Origin of the sequence: Methylotuvimicrobium buryatense (assembly GCF_005931095.1) — a bacterium.
GTDB lineage: Bacteria > Pseudomonadota > Gammaproteobacteria > Methylococcales > Methylomonadaceae > Methylotuvimicrobium > Methylotuvimicrobium buryatense.
Genome location: NZ_CP035467.1, coordinates 1,860,463 through 1,884,929 on the forward strand (window position 1 = coordinate 1,860,463; position 24,467 = coordinate 1,884,929).

Below are 24,467 nucleotides of genomic sequence, written 5' to 3' on the forward strand. Positions count from 1 at the left end.
AGCCGGTAAGTCATTGCCAATTTCGGATCTTCGATCAATCTGATGCTGCCTCATTCCTGATTGTACAGACAGTGTTGCTTTCCATATCTGGGGCCAAGCCTTTCATTTTGCATTATCTTTACCCCCCTATCTTTTTGCTTGCCTGTAGTACGCAATTTAATTTTTGGGAGGCGATAGCAAAATGTATAAACCGGCATCACGATTTCAGATATTTCAATGCCATCACTGCGGCGCTGGTGCGGTTTTCCACGTTCATTTTTTTAAACACTTGCTCTAGATGTTTGTTGACGGTGCGAGGGCTCATTTCGAGGATTGATCCAATCTCGCGGTTGGTTTTACCTTTGGCTATCCAAAGCAGTACTTCGGATTCGCGCTCCGTTAAAAAAAGGTTGGCTCGTAATATTTCCTCTTCAGTTGCGCGTTCCGAATCAACGATTCGTATTAGATGTTCTTTGTTACCGGTTTGACCGATATATTTCATTTCAAGAGATTTTGTCTCCAGGTTTACCGTTTGCCCTTTTTCTCTGTTGTATTGAGGCGATAGCATGAGTCTGAGCGGTTTTATCAACGATTCATCGAGCTGTTCGGTATTCAAGCCGGAGTCCGAGAATAATTGAACGGCTTGTGGAGTGGCCCAAAGCAAGCGGCCGTTAGAATCGATCGAAAATAAATATTGTCCTGCCGAATCCAATGCGGCGCGGGCGCTTTTTGTTAATCTGGCATTTGCCAAATGAACCCGCATTCTTGCGATGAGTTCCTCTCCTTTTACCGGTTTCGTGACGTAATCGACTCCGCCGGCTTCCAATCCTTTAACGATGCTTTCAGAATCCGACAAACCGGTCATGAAAACAACGGGAATATCGGCCGAATTGCGATGTTGTTTAAGTTTTTTGCAGGTCTCGAAGCCGTCCATATTGGGCATGAGTGCGTCCAACAAGATAATGTCGGGATTGATATTGTTTAGGATTGTTAGTGCTTGCGAACCTTCCAGTGCAACTAAGACGGCAAATCCCGCTCTATCCAATGTGTCGTTGAGCATGCTCAGCGTGTCCGGCGAATCGTCGACGACCAGCACGATATCTTTTTTCAATTCTAACGGGCGTGTCGGATTCATAGCATTTCTTCAAGGCAAGTAATGAGTTCATCGAATCGGTAGTTTTTAACAAGGCTTGTAAGGCGATCGGCGTGTTGCTTGTTTAATTTTCGATCTTCTTCTAAGCCTTTCAAGAAACTGAGTAATTCGTTCATATAGCCGATTTTAGCGAGCTGGATCATCGTTTCTCGATCCGATCGATCGAGCATTCGGTAGGGTAGCAACGTTATTTCGGACTTACTTTCGATTTTACTAGGTGAAGCGCTTTCACTCGCTAAGAGAGGGGCTATTTTCCCTTCATCGGAAAAAGAGCCGCCGGTGCCGTAGACCCAACGAATCGGCAAATATTTTTGGATCAGATCCATCATATCGGTCAATTTTATCGGTTTGACGAGATAAGCATCGTAGGGTAGATGTTCCGCGAATATCGAATTCGGTTGATGGGCATTAGCGGAAACCATGATTACGGTTGCCGATGGAATTTGGCTTCGAATGCGACCGGCCAATTCCCAACCGCTCATGCCGGGCATGGCTATATCCAATAAAAAAAGTTGGGGCTTTTTTTTGCAATATTGCAACATATCCAGGCAAGTAAAGCCGTCTTGAGCTTGAAACACGTTGAATCCCAGAGGAGACAGCATGTCAACCAACAAGCCGCGATGACTGGGATCGTCGTCGACGATGAAAATCGTCTGCTCGATGCCTTGATAGCCGCTGGGTATGGCGGCAGGTAGGCTGTGCGGTGCTTTTATGGCGTTGACACTGGAAAGCATTAAAGAAACTTTGAAAAGACTGCCTTGATTGGGACTGCTTTTTACGGTGATTTCTCCGCCTAGTATATCGGTCAAGAAGCGCGTAATCGTCAGGCCAAGGCCTGTGCCGGAAATGTAAGGCGCTCCGGCTTTTCGAATTCTTTCGAAAGGTTGAAAGATTTTTTCAATATTTTCCGGTTCGATGCCTTCTCCGGTGTCCTTCATCGAAAAGACGGCGACTTGGTTGCGATAGGATACTGAAAAATATACTTCGCCCTGATGCGTATATTTAACGGCGTTCGAAATCAAATTGATCAATATTTGGCGTAAGCGTTTTTCATCGGTACGAATGGTTTTCGGTAAAGGCGTCAACTGTTCGTGCACGAATTGAATACCTTTGGCAGTAGACTGAACCTTAAACATATTCACGATTTGATCGAGCATCGCGATAAAGTCGACATCGTTCTTAGAGATTTGTAGCCGGCCGGCTTCTATTCTGGAAATATCCAATAGACCTTCGATAATATCCGCCAGATGTTCGCTGCTGCGTCGAATGACCGACAAAGCGTCTCTTCGGTTGCCGGGAATGGCTTTATCTTTCTCCAGTAGTTGAGCATAGCCGAGTATCGCATTGAGCGGCGACCTCAATTCGTGGCTAATACCGGTCAGATAACGGCTCTTCGCTTGATTCGCGGCTTCCGCTACTTCTTTCGCTTGCTGCAGCTTAAGATCGGTCATTTGATGGGCTTCGATTTCAGCAATCAGCAGATCGGTTTGATTGCGGGATTCCTCCAGCGCCAGTTTTCTGCTTTCATGAAGTAGAGAGAACATCCACGATACGACGCCTGAAATAATCAGCAAGATGAAGAAAATATTGATTAGGGCATCGGTGATCAAAGCTTTATCGATAGTTTCGTCCGACGTAATCTGGAAATAAATCAGCGCAAGCAAGGAGGACATCAAAATGCCGGTAAGTACAAACAAGCCGAAAAAGTTTCCTAGCCTTGCCGTGACGATTCCGCTCCAAGCGTCCGGCATGATTTTGTTCAATGCCGAGGAAATTTGATCCGCCATGCCGGCATTGGTTTTACACATATCGTGACACCGACTGTCGAGAGAGCAGCATAGCGAGCAGATTGCTCCCGCATAGGCCGGACAAAGCGACATGTCTTCCGGCTCGAAGTGATGTTCGCAAATACAACAAACCTGGTCGGGATTTTTATCGGCATTCTCCGGATCCCTGGCGATGTAATAACGTCCATTCGTCAGCCAGGCAATCAAGGGCGTACAAACAAAAGTAAGGGCTAATGTGAGATAAGGCGACAGGGCCTGAAAGTTAATACCGAGCAAGCCGCTATAAGCGATCAAACCAATCAAAGAGGCGGTCAGCATAGAACCGATACCGACCGGGTTGATATCGTATAAATGGGCCCTTTTGAATTCCATTTTTCGGGGTCTTAGGCCAAGAGGGAGGTTGATAGTCAAATCGGCTGCCAATGAACCGACCCAAGCAATAGCGATGATGGCAAACAAGCCAAGGATTTCTTTAAGTGCATGATAAATTCCCAGTTCCATCAACATCAGTGCGATGACGACATTGAAAACCAACCAAACCACGCGCCCGGGATGATTTTGAGTCGTTCTGGAAAAAAAATTAGACCATGCGATGGACCCGGCATAGGCATTCGTCACATTGATTTTCAGTTGCGAGAATATGACAAAAATGCCGGTCAATAACAGCGGCAGTTCCGGGGATGAGGTCAAATAGCCGAATGCGGTTAGATACATGTGATTCGGGTCCGAAGCTTGGTCAAAGCCGATGCCGTGCTCGATAGCCAAAACGGCAAGAAACGAGCCGATGAGGATTTTAGCCATTCCGGGGAAAATCCAGCCGGGGCCGGCGGAAATCAAAGCGGCCCACCAGGTAAGCTTGTTCTGATTGCTTTTTTCGGGCAGAAATCTGAGAAAGTCGACTTGTTCGCCGACTTGAGCAATCAAGGAAAACGCAACGACGGATGCAGCGCCGAAAGCCGTTATATCAAAGCCTTCTGTCGCCGTTATCGGCTTATACCCTGTCCAGAGAGCCATCGCATCGTCCGATTTAAGAGCGATACAGACCAGAGGAATGATTTGAAGCGCGATCCAAAGCGGGTGAGTCCATACTTGAAATCGGCTGATTAGCGTAATGCCATGCGTGACTAGAGGGATAACGACCAAAGAGCTAATAAGATAACCGATAGATAATGGGATATTTAGCGTGAGCTCCAGCGCCATTGAGAGAATGGTGGCTTCCAGTGCAAAAAAAATGAAAGTGAACGACGCATAAATCAATGAAGTGACCGTGGATCCGATATAGCCGAATCCCGCTCCGCGGGTAAGAAGATCGATGTCCGTGCCTAGTTTGGCGGCGTGATAGCTGATCGGTAAACCGGTTAAAAAAATGATCGCGCCGACGGTTAAAACGGCCGACACCGCATTGACGAATCCGTAGGTCAAGGTCAAGGTGCCGCCGATCGCTTCGAGCGCGAGAAACGAAATCCCACCCAGCGCAGTCAACGATACTTGCCATTCGGACCATTTCCTGGATTTTTTAGCGGTAAAGCGGAGCGCATAATCTTCGAGCGTTTGATTGGCGACCCACCGGTTGTAATTGCGCCGTACTCGAAAGATTTTTTGTTGGCCGTTCATGCAACAAAGCTCCAGCAGTTCCCGGTTTGGGCATTTTCGCCGATCTTAGGGTGTGGGGTATGCCTGTCGAGGAACGCCGTAAACCCATCCATGGGGGCTTGGCGGCAGCTCCCCGCTGCCGACATCCTCGCCAAGCACACCCCACACCCTTTTTGATCCCCAAATTGGGAATTGCTGACAAAGCTCATGGCTTGAATCGATCAATGCCGATGGATAATGAGTTGCTGAAAAGTACTCTTGTCGACTTTATGTCTATTGAATTCATAACGAAATATACTCGTTGGAATGGCTTGCTACATGCTAAAAATATAATAATAAATCAGCATGTTATGAAATTTATATTGGAAGATTAACAGCTAGCTATAGAGAAGGGCATACGTCAAATGACGTAACGCGGGTGAGCATCCGCCTAATGGTTAAACGAAGCGCTTTGCCGGACACTGTCAGCGAACCAAACAAAATTTAATTTGGAGAGCTTAAACATGTGTATCTTTAATTATGAAAGTGGGAGCCGGGACAATTCTCCGGTATTCAAGCGCCGGAGTTTTATTAAAACATTGATTGCTTTTCCGCTGGGTCTGATCTTGGCATCTTCCACCCTTAGTTGGGCCAACCCCCCGACAAGTGAGGTCAATACGACAGGATTGGCAGTGACCGACGATACGGTTACGGTCGGTATTTTGCACTCTGTTACCGGTACGATGGCGATTAGCGAAACCGGATCGGTGCAAGCGGAAAAGCTTGCGATCGATCAGATAAACGCCATGGGCGGCGTGCTCGGCCGTAAGATCGAATACATTCAAGAGGACGGTGCCAGCGATTGGCCGACCTTCGCCGAAAAATCGAAAAAATTATTGGTCAACGACAAAGTCGCCGCCGTTTTCGGGTGTTGGACTTCGGCCTCGCGCAAGGCCGTTCTGCCTGTTTTCGAGCAATATAACGGCATGCTGTACTATCCGACTTTCTATGAAGGGCTCGAACAATCTCCCAACGTAATCTATACCGGCCAGGAAGCGACGCAACAAATCATCGCTGGTATCGATTGGGTGGTCAAGGAAAAAGGCGCAAAAACTTTTTACTTGTTGGGTTCGGATTATATCTGGCCCCGTACCTCCAATAAGATCGCCAGAAAACATATTGAAAAACTGGGATTAAAAGTTGTAGGCGAAGAATATTATCCGTTAGGGCACACGCAATTCAATTCGGTGATCAATAAAATCAAGTTGAAAAAGCCGGATGTGATCTATGCCATCGTGGTCGGCGGTTCCAATGTTGCCTTCTATAAGCAGCTCAAGGCGGCCGGTATTGACTTGACTAAAGAAAAGCCGCTTTTGTTGACGATTTCGGTGACCGAAGACGAAATTTTGGGTATCGGCGGTGAAAATATCGAAGGGGCTTATGCCGCGATGAAATATTTTCAAAGCCTCGACAATCCGAACAATCAAGCGTTCGTGCAAGCATTCAAAGACAAATGGGGACAAGATATCGTGATAGGCGACGTCACCCAAGCAGCCTACTTGGGTCCCTGGTTGTGGAAAGCTGCCGTCGAAAAAGCCGGTTCGTTCGATATCGATAAAATCCGTGCCGCATCGCCGGGTATCGAGTTGACGACCGCACCGGAAGGCTATGTTCGCATTCATGAAAATCATCACTTGTGGTCCAAGACTCGAGTCGGTTTAGCGCAAAAAGACGGTCAATATAAAGTCGTTTATGAAAGCGAGGAATTGATCGAACCGAACCCTTTCCCGGTAGGTTATCAATAAAACCTTTGACTCCGGCACGCGCCGTCAACATTTGAAACCTCTCTCCCGGTATTTGAGGGAGAGAGGCAATTTAAAAAAATCCGACCGTTAGCAAAGAGGATCGAGTCATGTTTGAAGAATATTCAATGGCGGAACTGACAGATATTTTATTCATGCAGGGTTTTGCCGGTTTGATTTTATTTTCGGTTTTAGTGCTCATGGCATTGGGATTGGCGATCATTTTCGGTCAGATGGGCGTCATCAATATGGCCCATGGCGAATTCATGATTTTGGGCGCCTATACAACCTATTTAACATCCCATATTTTCGAAACCTATTTGCCGGCTTTATTCGACGGCTACTTTTTTGTAGCGATGGCTCTGGCTTTCTTAGTGTGTTTCGCGCTGGGCGTGTTGGTCGAGTGGGGTATGATCCGGTTTCTATTTAAGCGGCCTCTCGATACCTTATTGGCGACTTGGGGGCTCAGTTTGATTCTTCAACAATTGTACCGTACCGTTTTCGGTGCCCGAGAAGTCGGCGTGACTCTTCCGGAATGGATGATGGGATCGTATGCCATGACCGAAACGATAGAGGTACCGATCAATGGCATCTTCGTGATGGTTTTGACCTTGTTTATAGCGTCGGGCGTCTATTTCTTGATGTTTCGCTCACTCTGGGGCAAGCAAGTGCGGGCCGTCGTTCAGAATAGACCCATGGCAGGAGCGGTCGGCATCGATACGGGGAAGGTCGACCGTTACACGTTCGGCATCGGTTGCGGCATCGCCGGTATCGCTGGCAGCGCGTTTACGATGATCGGTTCGACAGGACCGACTTCGGGTCAACTCTATATTGTCGATACCTTTCTAGTCGTCGTATTCGGCGGAGCACAGAGCCTTATCGGCACGATTGCCTCCGCGTTTACGATTTCACAATCGCAATCGACTTTGGAATTTTTCTTGAGCGGATCTATGGCCAAGGTCATCACGCTTTTGATTGTCGTCGGCATACTGATGCTGCGTCCTCAAGGGCTTTTTGCTCTCAAAATTCGTCAATAAGGGGGAGTTTCCTATGCGGCAACGGAGCAATATTCGATTTATGTCAAGGCAGGAAGTGCTTGGCTATGTCTTGTTGGCGGTCATCCTGTTAGCGATTATCCCGCTCTCTTTGGATGTATTTCGATTGAATTTGATCGGTAAATATCTGACCTATGCCTTTGTCGCGCTCGGCTTGGTTTTGTGCTGGGGATACGGCGGCATTTTGAGCTTGGGGCAGGGAGTATTTTTCGGCTTGGGCGGATATTGCATGGCGATGTTTCTCAAATTGGAAGCCAGCGATCCCGAGTCGACCAAAATTCAATCCACTCCCGGCATACCCGATTTCATGGACTGGAATCAGATCACCGAATTGCCTTGGTGGTGGGAGCCTTTTCGGCAACTTCCTTTTGCGTTGTCGGCGATCGTTCTATTGCCGACGCTGTTTGCATTCATCATAGGCGTGGCGATGTTCAAGCTTCGGGTCGGTGGGGTTTATTTTGCGATCATCACGCAAGCCATCGCGGCGATCATGACCATTTTAATTATCGGCCAACAAGGCTATACGGGCGGAGTCAACGGTATCACCGATTTACGCACATTGTTAGGTTGGGACATTCGTTCCGATTCTGCCAAAGTGATTTTGTATTATGTCTGTTCGGCCGCTCTTTTTATATGTTTGTTACTTTCACAATTTATCCGTTATAAAAAACTTGGACGTATTCTGGTCGCGATGCGCGATCGAGAGGACAGAGTCCGGTTTTCCGGTTACGACGTAGCCAACTTCAAAATATTCGTCTTTTGTCTGAGCGCAATGTTTTCTGCGATCGGCGGCGCGATGTTCACGCTGCAGGTCGGCTTTATGTCGCCTTCCTTCGTCGGCATCGTTCCATCGATCGAAATGGTGATTTATTGCGCGGTGGGCGGTCGACTTTCCTTGCTTGGCGCAGTTTACGGTACGTTGTTGGTGAATTGGGCTAAAACGATATTTTCCGAGACATTCCCAGAGCTTTGGCTGTTTGCGATGGGAGCGCTGTTCATCGCGGTCGTGATGGCATTTCCGAATGGCTTGGCCAGTCTATTCAAGCGCTACATCGAGCCGAAATTGCCTGCTTGGTATAGCGGCAAAACAGCCGGACTGGGTGCTTCTATCATGCGGACGGATTCGTCAAAAGAAACTGTGGGTAAGGAGGCCTTGGAAGAGAAAAATAGAGTGGTTTCAAAACCTATCTCTAAACCCGAAACTGTCGGGACAATGGCGCCAAGTTCCGATGAAAAGTTGGAAGGAGGCGTATATGTCGACTAAGCACGAAGATTTCGTTTTAGCCGTCGAAGGGTTGACGGTTTCTTTCGACGGTTTCAAGGCGGTCAATGACTTGTCATTCTACGTCGACGAGGGGGAAATACGCGTCATCATTGGTCCGAACGGCGCAGGAAAAACGACGGTACTCGATTTGATCTGCGGACGAACTCAAGCCACCTCCGGGTCGATCAAGTTTCGCGGAGAAGAGTTGACGCGAATGAAAGAACACCAAATCGTCCATCACGGCGTTGGACGAAAGTTTCAAAATCCTTCGATATACGACGATTTGAGTGTGTTTGAAAATCTTGAAATTTCATACCCGCGAGGACGGTCCGTTTTCGGCTCGTTAATGTTTAAGCGCGACCGTGAAGTGATCGAAGAAGTCGAAAATATAGCTGAAATCATTTTTTTACAGAACGATCTCGATAAACCGGCCGGCTTATTGAGCCACGGACAAAAGCAATGGCTTGAGATCGGCATGTTGCTGATTCAAAAACCGGATTTATTGATGCTGGACGAACCGGTTGCCGGCATGTCGGTTGCGGAACGCAAAAAAACCGCCGAACTGTTGAACCGGATTACCCAAGGCCGCTCGGTAATCGTCATCGAGCACGATATGCAGTTTGTCGAAGACATCGCTCATCGGGTTACCGTTATGCACCAAGGCAAAGTGCTGTCCGAAGGTTCGATGGAGCGAGTCAAAAACGATCCCAAAGTTATCGAAGTCTATCTCGGCCATTAATCGGTCGAATCAGGAGAAAACAAAATGCTGAGCGTTAAAGATTACCACGTGGCCTATGGGCAAAGCGAAGTGCTGCACGGATTGAATTTCGATGTAAAACCGAAAGAAATCGTAGCCGTGATGGGACGCAACGGCATGGGTAAGTCGACGTTGATGAAATCGTTGATCGGAATGATTCCTACCGCAAAGGGCGAGGTTCAACTTGACGACGTCGACTTGACGTTACTCAAAAGCCATCAGCGGGTGTCGAAAGGTCTGGGTTTCGTTCCGCAAGGGCGGATGATTTTTTCGACGATGACGGTCAAAGAAAATATTGAAACCGGTTTGACCAGTACCGGGGAAAAGATCGTTCCTAACGATCTCTACGAGTTATTTCCGGTACTCGAAGAGATGCGAAATCGCCGAGGCGGGAACTTATCCGGAGGACAGCAGCAGCAATTGGCAATCGCCAGGGCGTTGGCCAGCAAGCCTAAATTATTGCTGTTGGATGAACCGACCGAGGGTATTCAACCTTCGATCATTCGCGAAATGGCTCGGACGTTAAAAAAAATACGCGATACGCGCGGTTTATCGATTGTCGTGTCGGAGCAAGTGTTGAGTTTTGCGCTTGAAATCGCCGACCGCATCATCGTTCTCGAAAAGGGGGAAATCGTTCATCAGGAAGAGCGTGCAACGCTCAATGAAGCCAAGGTGGCGGCTTATTTATCGGTATGAGTATTAATCATTAAAACTTTGTCAGGAGAAAGGCTATGGCTGAAACCATTATCAAAATCGATTTAAGTAAATCACCTTATGAAAACGACATGATTCATAACCGGTGGCACCCGGACATACCGATGGTGGCGATGGTTAAACCGGGTGACGATTTCATCATCGAATCCTACGATTGGACCGGAGGACAAATTAACAACAACGATAGTGCCGATGATGTGCGCGACGTCGATTTATCGAAAGTGCATTTTTTGTCCGGGCCGGTCGGTGTGGAAGGTGCGGAGCCAGGGGATTTGCTGGTTGTCGATATTCTCGATATCGGGGCTTTTGAAAACAGTCAATGGGGGTTTAACGGCTTTTTTTCAAAAAAGAACGGCGGCGGCTTTCTAACCGAACATTTTCCCGAGGCGCAAAAATCGATTTGGGACTTCAACGGCATGTTTACGAAGTCTCGTCATGTTCCCGGCGTCGAGTTTGCCGGCTTGATTCATCCCGGATTGATCGGCACTCTGCCTTCAAAAGAAATGTTGGATGAATGGAATACGCGGGAAAAAGCCCTTTACGATACGGAGCCGGACCGGGTTCCGCCCTTGGCAACGCTGCCTTATGCCGATACGGCTCATATGGGACGTATGAGCGGCGATGCTGGAAAGGCAGCGGCGGCCGAAGCTGCAAGAACGGTACCTCCCCGCGAGCATGGCGGAAACTGCGATATCAAAGACCTGTCTCGAGGTTCGACGGTCTACTTTCCGGTTTATGTTAAGAATGCCGGTCTTAGCTTGGGAGACTTGCATTTTAGTCAAGGCGACGGCGAAATCACATTTTGCGGCGCGATAGAAATGGCCGGTTGGACGCATCTTCGGGTCGGTTTGATCAAAGACGGCATGAAAAAATACGGAATCAAAAATCCGATTTTCAAGCCGAGTCCGATCAAACCCCAGTATGACGATTATTTAATCTTCGAAGGTATTTCGGTCGACGAGTCCGGCAAGCAACATTATCTCGATGTTCATATTGCTTATCGTCAGGCTTGTTTAAATGCGATCGAATATTTGACGAAATTCGGTTATTCGAAAGCCCAAGCTTATGCCATTTTAGGTACTGCGCCGGTGCAAGGGCACATCAGCGGCGTCGTGGATATTCCGAATGCCTGCGCGACGCTTTGGTTGCCGACCGATATCTTCGAATTCAACGTCAAGCCGAATTCGGAAGGGCCGAAAAAGGAGTTGTCCGGCGATGTCGACGTGCCGTTGTCACCCGATCTGTAATATACTCATCGCAGATCAAAATTCGGCACCGGGGTGCCCGCCAAAGGACGCCGTGAATACATCCATGTAGGCTCTATGCCAGCATCCATGCTGGCAAAGCCTTTGCCGAGCACCCCGATGCCTCCTTAGGCTCTGCAGAAATTTGAAGTGCGAAAGGTATATTAACTTAGGAGAATAGCGATGCCGCTCTATGACTATAAATGCCCGAAACACGGCATTTTCCACGACTTAGCAACGTTCGAAGAAAGCAGCGCTCCACAGGCTTGTCCGCACTGCCAAACCTCGAGTCCGCGGATTATCATGATACCGCCCGAGGTGCTTGCAATGGCGCCGGACAAGCGTAAAGCGATGAGTATCAACGAAAAGTCGCGTCACGAACCGGTTTTCTCGACCGCAGACAGCCGGGAGGATCAAATTCTCGAACACAAGCACACCAAGAATTGCGGGTGCAGTAGCAACAAAGGGTTGCTTCTGAAGCATCCCGATCGTAGCAGTTTGAGACAGCAAGTGATATTGATGCAAGACGGAAGTAAAGTCTTTCCTTCGCAAAGGCCTTGGATGATCAGCCATTAAGCGCGTTCAAGCGTTAAAGCCGGCCGTCTCTTACTCTCGAGCGTAGTCGGAGACGGTTTGCTTTAATGAGGACTACTTTTTTAATTCGGCACAGGGATGTCCGTCAAAGGACGCCTTGAATACTTCCCTTTAGATACGCTATGTCAGCTCTATGCTGGCAAAGCCTTTGCTCCTGCATTTTCTGCATTTGTCGAAGTTATTTCGTGCTTGTTCCTAACAGAGCTTTTTCTGCTAGTTTACGCCAAGCGTCGACATTCGGCTGTTTTAATAATTGTTCGGCATAATGACCGGCTCTTTGCAAATTTTCCCGCGCTTTCGAGCTTAAATCGCTGCCTAATTCGAATTGTTCGCCTTGAATGCTCAATAAGAAGCACGGCGGAGGGTTTTGGTGTTTGATGGTTTGATACACTTGCAACACGGCGGCAGGGCTCATCGCATGCGTGGTGTAACTCTTGTCATGGGCAGGTTTGAGTTCCTTGAAATCGAACGCGCCGGCGCAGGCGACCGAGGCATCGATAAACAATACCAGATTCCGGTCTTCAAGATCGAGAGCATGTTCGACTTGTAATTGAAAGTCGTTCAAAATTTCGACGGAACCGGTTGTCATTCGTTCCTGAATCATTTCCAGTAGTAATGGGCCGAGCGCATCATCGCCCCGGCTAAGGTTGCCGTAGCCGAAAATCAGAATGGGTAAGTTTTTATTCATCATGCAATCCTATCGATAAAAAATTTATTTCGATCCGCGTGGTGTTGCGTTATACCCTTTGCAGGTCAAATTTCGGCGCCGGAGTGTCCGTCAAAGGACGCCGTGAATACGTCCATGTAGGCTCTGTGACAGCATCCCTGCTGTCAAAGCCTTTGCGAGCGCCATGGATGGCGTGTATTAGGGCACCAACAGTAGGCGCTTTAGGCGATGCAGGGCAGAAAAATGCTCCTGCATTTTCTGCATTCATTACATCCATGTAACTCAGCAATTGCCGAGGAGCAAAAATCGACCGAACACCCGGCACATCCATGCGTCAATGCCGAAATTTGAAGTGCGATGGGTATAATCGATTGGTTTTTGGCGCTTATCGTAGCAAAAAAATCTAGGAGGACTTCCCTGTTTTGACGAAATCTAAAAGTCTGTATATGACCGCCTTGAGTTGGGTGGAATCGTTTAGGTGGCTTGGCGGTTCGATAAAGTTGCCTGCCGTGGTCGAATGGAATGATTCTGTCGTCGGCGCTATGAAAAAACAGCAATGGAATCGGTGTGAGATGTTCGACGACTTCGATAGGGTTATAGGGGTAGTTTAACGACCAGGCAAACAGGTATTGAAATGGCCAGGTTAGCCAATGGTTGGCAGCGGCATCGCGGGCAATTTGAAAATAGCCGGTGAAGGCCGCATCGCTAACGATGCCGTCTAGATGTTGCCGGGCAGATGGGTTCCGGGCGGCAAAGTAGATGCCGAGACTGGCGCCGAGGCTTTGGCCCAAAAGAAATAGCGGTTTCGATTCGGACTTTGCGATCAGCCAATCGAATCCTGTTTCGATATCGAGAAAAATATCTGGCAGGTTCGGTTGGCCTTCGGAATGCCCGAAACCGCGGTAATCGATTAACAAAACCTGATAGCCCTGTTCCGGTAGCCATTTGACGTTATGAATGTGCGTGCTGATATTTTGCGCATTGCCGTGCAAGAAATAAACGCTGCCTTTGAGTTCGCCCTGCGCCGGTAAAAACCAGCCGTGAATCGTGAGATCATCCGGAGTCTTCAGATAGACGTCTCGATAGTGAAGACCCAGCGATACGGGCTTGAGAACGTGCCGTTCATTCGGATAGAACAATAGGCCGGAGCATCCGCAGCAACTCAATACAATTAACATCGCTATAAACCTAAAAAGATCAGTTGAGAGCCTCAAACTCCCGTTCGCCCTGAGCCCTTCTGCTTCGCTCAGGAGAGCCCTGTCGAAGGGTGAACGGGAGTTTGAGGATTCACCAGGTCGGTGAAAGTGTTGTAGACCCTTCATGCTTCGACTTTACTCAGCATGAACGGTCTACAACATATGCCAACTGCTCTTTCTAGGATAAAAGATTGACACATTCTGTAAGTTGAAATTTCGATTGACATGGTGTCGATTTTAAACGGTAAAGGATCTTTATGAAGCGAAGTCATAGTGTCGATGTTGAAGGCTCGGTAAAACTTGCGTTCACGAATGAAGGTGTTACTCTGCTCGACATTTGATAACTTGTAAAGGAGATTGGATGAAAGCGAGAGATAAGCGGCGTGGCTTGGTGTTGGTCAATACCGGCGAAGGGAAGGGCAAATCTTCGAGCGCGTTGGGTATGGTATTTCGCGCCGCCGGCTGGGGCATGAAGGTTTGCGTGATTCAGTACATTAAAGGTCAATGGCAAACGGGCGAACACAAAGCCGCGGAACGTTTCGACAATATCGAATGGCATGCTTTGGGCGACGGTTTTACTTGGGATACCAAAAATCCCGAGCAGGATATTAAAACCAGTCGCTCGATTTGGGAGTTCAGTAAGGAAAAAATTAAGTCTGAAGCCTATGATTTCGTATTGCTCGATGAAATCAACTATTGCTGCGGTTATGAATGGATCACCGGACAAGAAATCGCCGAGTTCATTAAAAATGAGAAGCCGTCCTGGATGCATTTAGTGCTGACCGGGCGCAATGCCGCGCCGGAGGTCATTGAAGTCGCCGATACTGTGACCCATATGACGCTGGTTAAGCATGCGTATACCCAGGGTATCAAGGCAGAGCAGGGAGTTGAGTTTTAAACGGCTCTAAGCGAAGCATTGCCGAGATAAGCGTATTGGCATAGAATTCATGGGGTATTGCCGAATGTTTTGAAATGTCTTCGGTATCATACTTATAAAAATAAACAACCTAGAGGGTGCTATGACTGAAACAACTAAAATTGTAATTGCGGTTATCGGCGTTTTTGTCGTCGGATTTATTGTCGTGGGTGTCAGCAAACAAGAATCCATCGAGGAAAAAGAGTCGGCGGCAATGATTAGAACTTATGTCGCGATGCAGGAAATGGCATCTAAAAAATGCCCTGCCGCAATTATGAAAGAAACCGGCGAGCAGGTGTTTTTTCCATCCGAAACGAAAAGCGACAAGGAGTCATACGTAACTTATAACTATCAAGGTGAAACCGATGCATTCAAAAACGCTTCTTGCACCTTGCGCTTAGAGCTCGGTGGTATTTCCGACTTGGTCATCGACGATAAAGTCATCATCAAAAAAGAGAAAAAAAATTAGAAACCTCGTAAACGTTCAGACCGGGTACATGGAAGTACCTACATAGCCTTTGGTTAAAAATTACTTCTTCGATAGACACATCCTATACCTTTTTTTCTTAGACGATTTGTCAATCCAAAAGAAGTAGGAGAGCAAAAATGATTTACATATGAATAATAAGTTTTTGAATTAAATTATTATTCTTCATGGTCTTCATGGTGAAATGCTTTTATTAGATTAATGTTTAAATTGGCTTAGAACATCCAAAAAATAATCGATGTCTTGTTCAGTGTGAGCCGCTGAAATCTGTAGCCGGATTTCTTGTTCGCCTTTCGCGACAATCGGGTAATTCAAGCCGGTAACCAATATGTCGTGCTCGAAGCAATGTTGCACTAAGGCCCCGGTTTTATCGGTATTCCTAATCATGATCGGCACGATCGGATGTTCGCCGGGTAAGGTTTCGAATCCCAATTGAGTTAATCCGCTTCTGAGTTTGAAGGCCAGCATTCGGATATGGTTCAGCAGGCCTTTGCCTTCGGCGCTGTCCAGTATATTCAATGCGGCCAAAGCTGCCCCCGCTTCCGGAGGGGTAATCGGATTGGAATAAATATAACTCGCCGATGTTTCCCTTAAATAGTCGATTACGGTCCGGCTGGACACCACATATCCGCCGTTGACGCCGAGCGCTTTGCCGAGTGTCGCAATCAAAATGTCCGCTCGGCTTGCAGTGATTTCCTCGGTGCCGCGCCCGGACGATCCGAGCGCGCCGATGCCGTGCGAATCGTCGACGACCGTCAAAATTCCTTGTGCGTAATCGGCTTCATGTTTTCTGCGTATCGCGTCGATTTTATCCAGCGGCGCATGGTCGCCGCGCATACTGAAGACGCCGTCGGTGACGATGATGACTCGTTCCGCTTGGCCTTTGTTATCGATCAGTATGCGTTCCAGTTCGCTCAGGTCCAGATGCGGAAAGACGGCTTTTCGCGCCGTTTTTGCCAAACGAATCGCATTGATAATGCAGTTATGATTGAGTGCATCGCTGACGACTAACGTGTCTTCATCGATCAACGCCGGTAAGATGCCGATCATGGCCGCATAGGCCGCGCTGAATAGCATGGCCGAGTGACGATCGTGAAATTCAGCCAGGCGGTTTTCCAAATCGATATGAGGTTGATAGGTGCCGCTGATAAACCTCACCGCGCCGGGACCCGCTCCGAAGGTTTCGGCGGCTTTGGATTCGGCGGCAATGACAGCGGGATGGCTCGATAGACCCAGGTAGGCATTGGCATTCATTCTCAAAAATGTCCGATCCGGGTAATTCTGAAGCAATACCCTGGGGCCGAGGCCGTTTTCGGCAGGTTTGAAGCCGGTGATGATTTTTTCCTTGCCTTTTGCGATACCTTTGTCTTGCATCGCGGAGAGTCGGTCCCTTAACTGTGCGTCGAGTTTGGCAAGTGTCATGATGACCTCTTTTAGCGGTTAGCGGTTAGCAGTAAGCAGTAAGCAGTAAGCGGTAAGCAGTAAGTAGTGAATAGTGAATAGTGAGTAGTGAGTAGTGAGTAGTGAGTAGGGGTTTGGTTTATTGAAAGGGCATTATCGGTTTATTCGGCTATGTGCTCTAGCATGTCTTCGACCATCGTTGCTAGGTCGTATCGCGCTTGCCAACCCCATTCTTGCCGGGCGGCGCTATCATCCATGTGGCGCGGCCAAGAGTCGGCGATGGCTTGTCTAAGCGGGTCGATTTTATAACTTATTTTGAAATTAGGGATATGCCGGCGAATTTCTGCGGCCAGTTGCTCGGGAGTGAAACTCATCGCGGTCACATTGTAGGCATTGCGGTGGATCAAGCGTTTGGGATCGGCTGTCATTAACTGCAAAAACGCATCGATCGCATCCGGCATGTACATCATATCCAGTTGCGTATCGGGTTTTAGATAGCATGTGTAGTGTTGCCATCGAGCGGCAGCGTTGAATATTTCGATCGCGTAATCGGTCGTGCCGCCGCCGGGCGGTGTTTTATAGGAAATCAATCCCGGAAATCTAAGCCCCCGAGTGTCAAGGTTATAGCGCTTGTGATAATAATCGCACAGTAATTCGCCGGTTACCTTGCCGATGCCGTACAGCGTATTGGGTCGTTGAATCGTATCCTGGGGCGTATCGAAAGCCGGCGTGTTAGGGCCGAAGGCGCCTATCGAACTGGGGAAAAATACCGAGCAAGCGTGTTGGCGTGCGATTTCCAAAACATTGAACAAGCCATCGATATTGACCGACCATGCTCTTTGCGGGTCCGTTTCGGCAACTGCGGACAATAACGAAGCGAGGTGAATGATCGTATCGATGCGATAGTCCTCGACAATTCGGGCCAACGCCGCGACGTCTTCAATGTCCAGCCGGCAATAGGGGCCTGCGTTCGATATCTCGGCATCGGTTTTTTTGCGGTGGCCGGCGGCAATAACGGAATCATTGCCGTATCGCTGTCTGAGAGCTGGCGTCAATTCCGAGCCGATTTGTCCGGTGGCGCCGGTCACGAGGATGGTTTTCATCGGTTTTTAAAAAATAGCGGTCAGCGGCGATAAATCCGAGAAGTCGAATGAATTATAAACGGCATTGGTTGGAATTGTCCCGTTCAGCTAAAGTTCAAACAGGAACAAACGCATTAAAATCACTTATTGGATTCAAGTCATAACTGCAATTGTAGTAGTTATGTCAGCAATTCCCAATTTGGAGATCAAAAAGGGTGTGGGGTATGCTTGGCGAGGATGTCGGCAGCAGGGAGCTGCCGCCAAGCCCCCATGGATGGGTTTACGGCGTTCCTCGACAGGCATACCCCACACCCTAAAATCGGCGATACTGCTCAAACTGGGAATTGCTGTAGTTATGTAGCCTTTCGGCTCCAGCAAGGCCGATAGTTTAGGGGTTGCCGTAATTTTATACCTATCGCACTTCAAATTTCGGCATTAGCTTATGGAGGCGTCGGGGCGTTCGCAAAGGCTTTGGCAGCATGGAGCTGGCATAGAGACTATATGGACGTATTCACGGCGTCCTCTAGCGGACACCCAGGCGGCGAATTTTGATCTACACGGGTATAACCCAAGCTATAAGAAACGTTGTAAGTCCTTTGGATCATATGCGCTAAGTAATCATTCGAAGGTATGTTATTCTTTAATCCATAAAAGGCAACTATTCAGACCCCCGGCAATTATCGTTCCTACGCTCTGCCTCACTGCCATTAAGTTAAGCCGTTCGTGGTGAGCCTGTCGAACCATGGACGGCTTAACTTATCGACCCAGGATTTTTCCATTCACCCTTCGACAGGCTCAGGGCGAACGGAAAAATCCTTAACTTAATGGCAGTGACGCTGGAGCGTGGGAACGATAGGTGGGATGTAAATAATTACAAAAGTAGTGAGTTCGATGATATCCATCAGCTCTCGGCATTTTACTCGAAGATTATGACTCAACCGACTGTTCTTATCGTAGACGACGAACCCTCCAACCTGGCGCTGATCAGCGAAATTCTAAAGCCCGATTACAGCGTGCGGGTCGCCAATTCCGGTCTTCGCGGTCTTATGCTGGCCCGAGCGGAACCCGTTCCCGATTTGATCTTACTCGACGTGATGATGCCCGACCTAAGCGGACACGATGTTCTGCAAACGCTCAAATCCGAGCCTTCGACCCAAAACATTCCGGTTATCTTTATTACCGCTTTGGACAGCCAAGAAGACCAAGTCAACGGTTTCCAATTGGGTGCGGTCGATTATATTACCAAGCCGATCATGCCGCCGGTCGTCTTGGCCAGAGTGCAAACGCATATCGATTTAAAAAGCGCCCGCGATCGTCTGTTCGACCAAAACAAATGGCTCGAAAGCGAAGTTAAAAAACGCATGCTCGAAAACGATTTGATCCAACAAGTCAGCATTCGTGCATTAGCCCATCTGGCGGAAACCCGAGACCCTGAGACCGGCAATCATATTCTGCGCACGCAACATTATGTGCGCGAACTGGCGATACAACTGAAGCAAGATCCGCGTTTCAATGCCATCTTAGACGATCATTACATCGAACTCTTGACTCGCTCGGCACCGCTGCATGACATCGGTAAAGTCGCAATTCCAGACCATATCCTATTGAAACCGGGGCCGCTGACCGATGACGAATGGGTCATCATGAAAACCCATGCCGAACGAGGGGCGGCAGCCATTGAGCTAGCCGAACAAGATGTCGCGATAAATGTCGATTTTCTGATGCTGGCCAAAGAAATCGCGCATTGGCATCACGAACGCTGGGACGGTAGTGGCTATCCGGATGAATTGAGCGGCGATGCGATTCCGCTTTCTGCACGCATCATGGCCGTTGCCGACGTATTCGATGCACTGACGACAAAGCGCGTTTATAAACCGCCGATGCCGTTCGGTGAAGCGAGAGACCTGATCGTCGCCGGTCGAGGCAGTCAATTCGACCCCGATATGATCGATGCATTTCAACACTGTTACACAACATTTAAACAGATCGCCAAACGATTCGACGATGATACCGCAGCGTCGTTATCGGCAATCTCAGCGACATGAAAAATACGACAAAACCGATTCAGCGAAAAACTTATAAGCTTTTCATCGCATTACCGTTGTTATTGGCGATTAGTGGAGTGACACTGACCGGGCTTTATTGGCAACAAGTCCGGATCAATCAAGAAAACAATGCCCAGCAAGACTTCGAACATCAATTTGAGCGATTGGTCTTTCTGATTCAAGACAAAATCGAAGACAGTGAACAAGTCTTGCGTAGCATTGTAGGGCTCTTCGCGAGTAGCGAACACGTAAACCGTCAGGAGTTTCAGCAATTCATTACCGGGCTCGGCATCCAAAACTATTTTCCCGGCGTCAACGCGTTCGGTTTCGCGCCGTTGATCGAACGCAGCGCACTTAACGCGCACATCGAAGCGGTAAGGGCCGAAGGCTTACCGGGCTATCGGGTCTGGCCAGAAATGCCGAATGACATGCATGCGCCGATTGTCTATATCGAACCGTTCGACGCACAAAACCGGCAAGCGCTAGGTTATGACAGCTATTCGGAAAGGTCGCGCCGCATGGCAATGGATAGGGCCCGAGACAGTGGCCGTGCGGCAATGACGGCCAAAACGATACTCATTCATGAGCCCGCAGCCGAAGCACAGCCCGGATATATTCTGTATATGCCCGTTTATAATCCGGTTACGTCCGGCAATGCGGACTTGCCCGAATCCAACCGCAAATTTATCGGTTGGGTGTTCTCCGCCGTGCGTATCAAAGACATGATGCAAAATTTGCTGTCGCGTCCACAGTTCAATTTGTGTCCATCGCTGTCTCTGAAAATACATGACGGTATCACGACTACGCCCGAACATTTACTCTACGCACAGAACAGCGACACGGCATTGGACGATAGGTCGCTGAGCCGCCGCTTGACCTTGGCCGGAAACACCTGGACCGTGACCGCAACAATGCCGCCTGAATGCGCTACGGAATCTGCGTCGCATCAACCTTTATGGATCGCATTGGCCGGACTCGGTATGACATTACTGCTGACACTGATCGCCGCGATACTACCCCATCATTATTTGCTTATTCAACGTTACCTGGGACAAAAAGAGTCCTTACAAGAATATGCATCGCTTTTGCGTATCGCCGAACGCTTAGGTCGTATGGGCGGCTGGAGCGTCGACCTAAGCAGCAACCGGCTCAAATGGTCCGATACTGTTGCAGCGATTCATGATAAACCAAGCGGTTATTCGCCGACACTCGAAGAAGGCATAAGCTTTTATACGCCGGAATGGCGCGATAAAATCCGCGAAGTATTCGGCCTCTGTGCCACGCAAGGAATCGCTTTTGATGAGGAAATGGAAATCGTTACGGCGACAAGCCGACGGGTCTGGGTTCGCGCGATCGGCGAAGCCGTTCGTGACGGCACCGGTAAAATTGTTAAAGTGCAAGGCGCATTTCAAGATATTTCCGAAAAAAAACGCACGGAACTGGCCTTGCGCGATAGTGAACGTCGCTTTCGATTTTTGTTCGAACAAACACCAAGCATTGCTGTGCAAGGTTATGACGAAGAGCGCCGCGTGACCTTTTGGAATCGGGCAAGCGAAGCCTTATATGGCTATACGCGCGAAGAAGCGTTGGGGCGTCGTTTGGAAGACTTGATCATTCCCGACCCGATGCATGAGGAAATTATTACCCATATCAATAGCTGGATAGCCGGCGACCCTGGCATTCCGGCTGCAGAATTCACGTTGCGGCGCAAAGATGGCACACCGGTCACGGTCTTTACTAATCACGTCATGCAAGAAGGTCCAGCCGGTAAAGAAATCTATTGTATCGACATTGATTTGACCGAGCGCAAACGGATTGAAGAGGCATTACAGGAAAGAGAAGAGCGCTTTCGCATCGCCTCGACGATTGCGAACGATTTGGTTTACTCCTGTAAAAAAGGCCGCGACGGCTATTTCCGACTGGATTGGATGCTCGGCAATGCCGAGGCGATATTCGGTGACGACAATGACGCGCTGATGGCGCTCGGCTGTTGGCGCCATTATGTCATGCCCGAAGATCAAATGCTGTTTTCGAGGTCCATTACCGCGCTCGAACAAGGCAAGTCGAGTCATGTCGTTTTGAGCATAAAACATCGCAATGGCGAACGACGATACATTCAATCGGCGGCTTATGTCGAAACTAAACATACCGATGACGGACAGCCGGTGCTATTCGGTGCCTTAGAGGATATCACCGCGCGCATTCAAATGGAGATGGAGCTAACGCATTCGTATGAACTGATGCGTTATGTCATCGAACATAACCGGGGCGGCATCGTGATTCACGACCGCGACTTGAAATACTTATATGTTAGCCAGCGTTATCTCGATGATTATCGCGTTTCCGATCCCGATATTATCGGCAAGCACCACTATGAGGTGTTTCCAAACTTGCCGCAAAAATGGCGCGATGTACATCAAAAAGCGTTGCAAGGCATTGTCTGTTTCGCCGATGAGGATACTTATCTGCGCGAAGACGGAAGCGTGGAATGGGTTCAGTGGGAATGCCTGCCCTGGTATAATGCCGATGGCTCGATTGGCGGGATCATTATCTACACCGAAATGATTACCGAACGTAAACAAGCCGAAGACCAGTTGAAAAAGCTTGCGCTCGCGGTCGAACAAAGCCCCGAGAGTATCGTGATTACCAATGCCGACGCGCAAATCGAATACGTCAATCAGGCTTTTAGCGCTAACACCGGTTATTTGCTCGACGACGTTCTATTGCGAAACCCGCGTATTCTGCATTCCGGTAAAACGCCGAAAACGAATTATGAAGCGATGTGGCAAACCTTGACGCGCGGCGAAACCTGGAAAGGCGAGTTTTACAACCAACGCAAAGACGGCAGCGAATACATCGAATTTGCGGTCATAACGCCGCTTCGTCAACAGGACGGGACGATTACGCATTATGTCGCAGTCAAGGAAGATATTACCGAAAGAAAGCGAATTGCGACCGAACTCGACAAGTATCGCAATCATCTCGAAACCCTGGTGGAATCACGCACGGCGGAACTGCAAACAGCCCGGCAGCAAGCCGAAGTTGCGAATAGAGCTAAAAGCGCGTTTATCGCCAATATGAGCCATGAAATCAGAACGCCGTTGAACGCGATACTCGGTTTGGCGCATTTAATGCGTATCGACGCGACCGCTGCGCAAAGCGGCCGTCTGAATAAAATTGAAATCGCCGGTCGGCATCTGTTGTCAATCATCAATGATATTTTGGATTTATCTAAAATCGAAGCGGGTAAGATGCAGCTTAATCATGTCGATTTTCATTTATCGGCGGTACTCGATCATGTTCGGTCTTTGATCGGCGAATCCGCACATGCGAAAAATTTGACGATTACGCTCGACGACGATTTAGTCCCGGAGTGGCTGTATGGAGACGTAACGCGGCTGCGCCAGGCGCTATTGAATTTAGCCAGTAATGCCGTTAAATTCACCGAACAGGGTCGCATCGACATAAGGGCAAAATTACTCGAGGTACACGATAACGATTTGCGGGTGCGTTTCGAAGTGCAAGACAGCGGCATCGGTCTCGAAGCGGAACAATTGCAACGTTTGTTTCGCCCGTTTACGCAAGCCGATGAATCGATTACGCGCCAATACGGCGGAACCGGATTGGGCTTGTCGATTACCCTCCGGCTTGCCGAATTAATGGGCGGCGAAGCCGGCGCCGAAAGCGAGCCGGGACAAGGCAGCACGTTTTGGTTTACCGTCCATCTGCAAAAAGGTCACGGCGTATTACCGGCAGCGGCAGAAGCCGGATCAATAGACGCCGAACAACAATTGCGCGATACCCGCCGGGGGCGACGCGTGTTATTGGCCGAAGACAATCCGATCAACCGCGAAGTCGCGCTCGAACTGCTGCATGGCGTCGGCCTGTCGGTCGATGTCGCCGAAGATGGCATCGCTGCTGTCGAAAAAGCGAAACGACAACACTACGATTTAGTGTTGATGGACATGCAAATGCCCAATATGGACGGATTGGCTGCGACTCTGGCCATTCGCGAATTACCAGACTACTGCGAAACGCCGATTTTGGCGATGAGTGCTAATGTATTCGATGAAGATCGAAAGTCTTGTTTAGCGGTCGGCATGAATGACTTTATCGCCAAGCCGGTCGATTTGGAGCAATTTTATACGACTTTGCTGAAATGGCTTCCTGCATCGACTAAAACAGTTAGGTCCGCGTATATTCAAACCGATCCGGTACCGCTCAGCACGATGTTGCAGTCCGATTTACCGCAGCGATTATTGTCATTATTTGTCGAGCATCATCGAGACGATGTACAGAAACTGCATGACGCTCTTCAAGCCAACGATACGGACAGGCTTCAACAGCTTGCCCATGCCTTGAAAAGCGCTGCCGGCAATATCGGCGCGCAATCGTTGTCGGCACTAGCCTCACAGCTCGAAATTGCGGTGCGTACAAAACGCGATAACATTACGGATTTGACACGGGATCTCGCGCAACAGCTTGAAGAGGCGATGCAACAATGGCTTGAAGTTCTCGAGGTTCGTCAAACCGAAGAAATCGAGATCGATTCGGATAGGGCCGAATTAATTATCGAACCACTTAAAGCTTTGCTTCGCATCGGCGATATCAAGGCCATCGATATCGCCGAACGCGAAGCGGCGTTATTACGCGGCGTTTTGGGAAAAACACAAGGCAACGAATTGCTGCATCTGATTTCAATATTCGAATGGGAAAAAGCGCTCGATATACTCGAGCGGCACGATGATTAGG

At 48.8% G+C, this 24,467-nt stretch carries 18 protein-coding genes; 12 read left to right on the forward strand and 6 right to left on the reverse strand.

Annotation, left to right across the window (positions count from 1 at the left end; genetic code table 11):
• Positions 1-196 precede the first annotated feature (196 nt).
• Complete coding sequence (locus EQU24_RS08440) at positions 197-1,114, reverse strand: response regulator transcription factor (RefSeq protein ID WP_017839905.1); 918 nt, start codon at positions 1,112-1,114, stop codon at positions 197-199.
• Complete coding sequence (locus EQU24_RS08445; RefSeq protein WP_017839904.1) at positions 1,111-4,533, reverse strand: hybrid sensor histidine kinase/response regulator; 3,423 nt, start codon at positions 4,531-4,533, stop codon at positions 1,111-1,113. Before EQU24_RS08445 ends, EQU24_RS08440 begins: the two co-directional genes overlap by 4 nt.
• Positions 4,534-4,592: 59 nt before the next feature.
• On the opposite strand from EQU24_RS08445, the gene EQU24_RS22355 reads away from it, so the two are divergent.
• The 8 genes from EQU24_RS22355 to EQU24_RS08480 all read left to right on the forward strand — a co-directional run bounded on the left by EQU24_RS22355 (position 4,593) and on the right by EQU24_RS08480 (position 11,903).
• Positions 4,593-4,886 (forward strand): hypothetical protein, encoded by a 294-nt coding sequence (locus EQU24_RS22355; RefSeq protein ID WP_017839903.1) that lies wholly within the window; start codon positions 4,593-4,595, stop codon positions 4,884-4,886.
• 129 nt (positions 4,887-5,015) lie between these two features.
• Entirely contained in the window at positions 5,016-6,296 is a 1,281-nt protein-coding gene (gene urtA / locus EQU24_RS08450; protein ID WP_017839902.1) for an urea ABC transporter substrate-binding protein, read from the forward strand.
• A gap of 107 nt (positions 6,297-6,403) precedes the next feature.
• A complete protein-coding gene (urtB, locus tag EQU24_RS08455) occupies positions 6,404-7,330 on the forward strand; it encodes an urea ABC transporter permease subunit UrtB (protein ID WP_017839901.1) in 927 nt (308 codons plus the stop codon).
• A 13-nt stretch (positions 7,331-7,343) separates the two neighbouring features.
• The gene (urtC, locus tag EQU24_RS08460; protein WP_017839900.1) at positions 7,344-8,612 is read left to right on the forward strand and encodes an urea ABC transporter permease subunit UrtC; all 1,269 of its coding nucleotides are present in this window, start codon (positions 7,344-7,346) and stop codon (positions 8,610-8,612) included.
• Entirely contained in the window at positions 8,602-9,351 is a 750-nt protein-coding gene (gene urtD / locus EQU24_RS08465) for an urea ABC transporter ATP-binding protein UrtD (protein ID WP_014148225.1), read from the forward strand. Before urtC ends, urtD begins: the two co-directional genes overlap by 11 nt.
• Before the next feature lie 24 nt (positions 9,352-9,375).
• A complete protein-coding gene (gene urtE, locus EQU24_RS08470) occupies positions 9,376-10,065 on the forward strand; it encodes an urea ABC transporter ATP-binding subunit UrtE (protein WP_017839899.1) in 690 nt (229 codons plus the stop codon).
• Between the two features lie 35 nt (positions 10,066-10,100).
• Positions 10,101-11,330 (forward strand): formamidase, encoded by a 1,230-nt coding sequence (gene fmdA / locus EQU24_RS08475; protein ID WP_017839898.1) that lies wholly within the window; start codon positions 10,101-10,103, stop codon positions 11,328-11,330.
• Positions 11,331-11,510: 180 nt separating this feature from the next.
• Positions 11,511-11,903, forward strand: a complete 393-nt coding sequence (locus EQU24_RS08480; RefSeq protein ID WP_017839897.1) for an FmdB family zinc ribbon protein — start codon at positions 11,511-11,513, stop codon at positions 11,901-11,903.
• 196 nt (positions 11,904-12,099) lie between these two features.
• On the opposite strand, the gene EQU24_RS08485 is transcribed toward EQU24_RS08480, so the two are convergent.
• Together EQU24_RS08485 and EQU24_RS08495 are read right to left on the reverse strand one after the other, a co-directional pair.
• Positions 12,100-12,609, reverse strand: a complete 510-nt coding sequence (locus tag EQU24_RS08485) for a hydrogenase maturation protease (RefSeq protein ID WP_017839896.1) — start codon at positions 12,607-12,609, stop codon at positions 12,100-12,102.
• 200 nt (positions 12,610-12,809) lie between these two features.
• A complete protein-coding gene (locus EQU24_RS08495) occupies positions 12,810-13,766 on the reverse strand; it encodes an alpha/beta hydrolase (protein WP_017839895.1) in 957 nt (318 codons plus the stop codon).
• Between the two features lie 379 nt (positions 13,767-14,145).
• On the opposite strand from EQU24_RS08495, the gene cobO reads away from it, so the two are divergent.
• On the forward strand, positions 14,146-14,682 hold the full coding sequence (cobO, locus tag EQU24_RS08500) for a cob(I)yrinic acid a,c-diamide adenosyltransferase (RefSeq protein WP_014148915.1): 537 nt from the start codon (positions 14,146-14,148) through the stop codon (positions 14,680-14,682).
• Between the two features lie 121 nt (positions 14,683-14,803).
• Positions 14,804-15,169: a hypothetical protein gene (locus EQU24_RS08505; RefSeq protein ID WP_014148914.1), complete on the forward strand. Its 366-nt coding sequence runs from the start codon at positions 14,804-14,806 to the stop codon at positions 15,167-15,169.
• A 216-nt stretch (positions 15,170-15,385) separates the two neighbouring features.
• Here EQU24_RS08505 and EQU24_RS08510 read toward each other — a convergent pair whose 3' ends face one another.
• On the reverse strand, positions 15,386-16,609 hold the full coding sequence (locus EQU24_RS08510; protein ID WP_017839894.1) for an aminotransferase class I/II-fold pyridoxal phosphate-dependent enzyme: 1,224 nt from the start codon (positions 16,607-16,609) through the stop codon (positions 15,386-15,388).
• A 140-nt stretch (positions 16,610-16,749) separates the two neighbouring features.
• Entirely contained in the window at positions 16,750-17,691 is a 942-nt protein-coding gene (locus EQU24_RS08515; protein WP_017839893.1) for an NAD-dependent epimerase/dehydratase family protein, read from the reverse strand.
• A 908-nt stretch (positions 17,692-18,599) separates the two neighbouring features.
• On the opposite strand from EQU24_RS08515, the gene EQU24_RS08525 reads away from it, so the two are divergent.
• Together EQU24_RS08525 and EQU24_RS08530 are read left to right on the forward strand one after the other, a co-directional pair.
• Positions 18,600-19,715 (forward strand): HD-GYP domain-containing protein, encoded by a 1,116-nt coding sequence (locus tag EQU24_RS08525; RefSeq protein ID WP_051056269.1) that lies wholly within the window; start codon positions 18,600-18,602, stop codon positions 19,713-19,715.
• The gene (locus tag EQU24_RS08530) at positions 19,712-24,466 is read left to right on the forward strand and encodes a PAS domain S-box protein (RefSeq protein ID WP_017839891.1); all 4,755 of its coding nucleotides are present in this window, start codon (positions 19,712-19,714) and stop codon (positions 24,464-24,466) included. Before EQU24_RS08525 ends, EQU24_RS08530 begins: the two co-directional genes overlap by 4 nt.
• The last annotated feature ends 1 nt before the right edge of the window (position 24,467 follow it).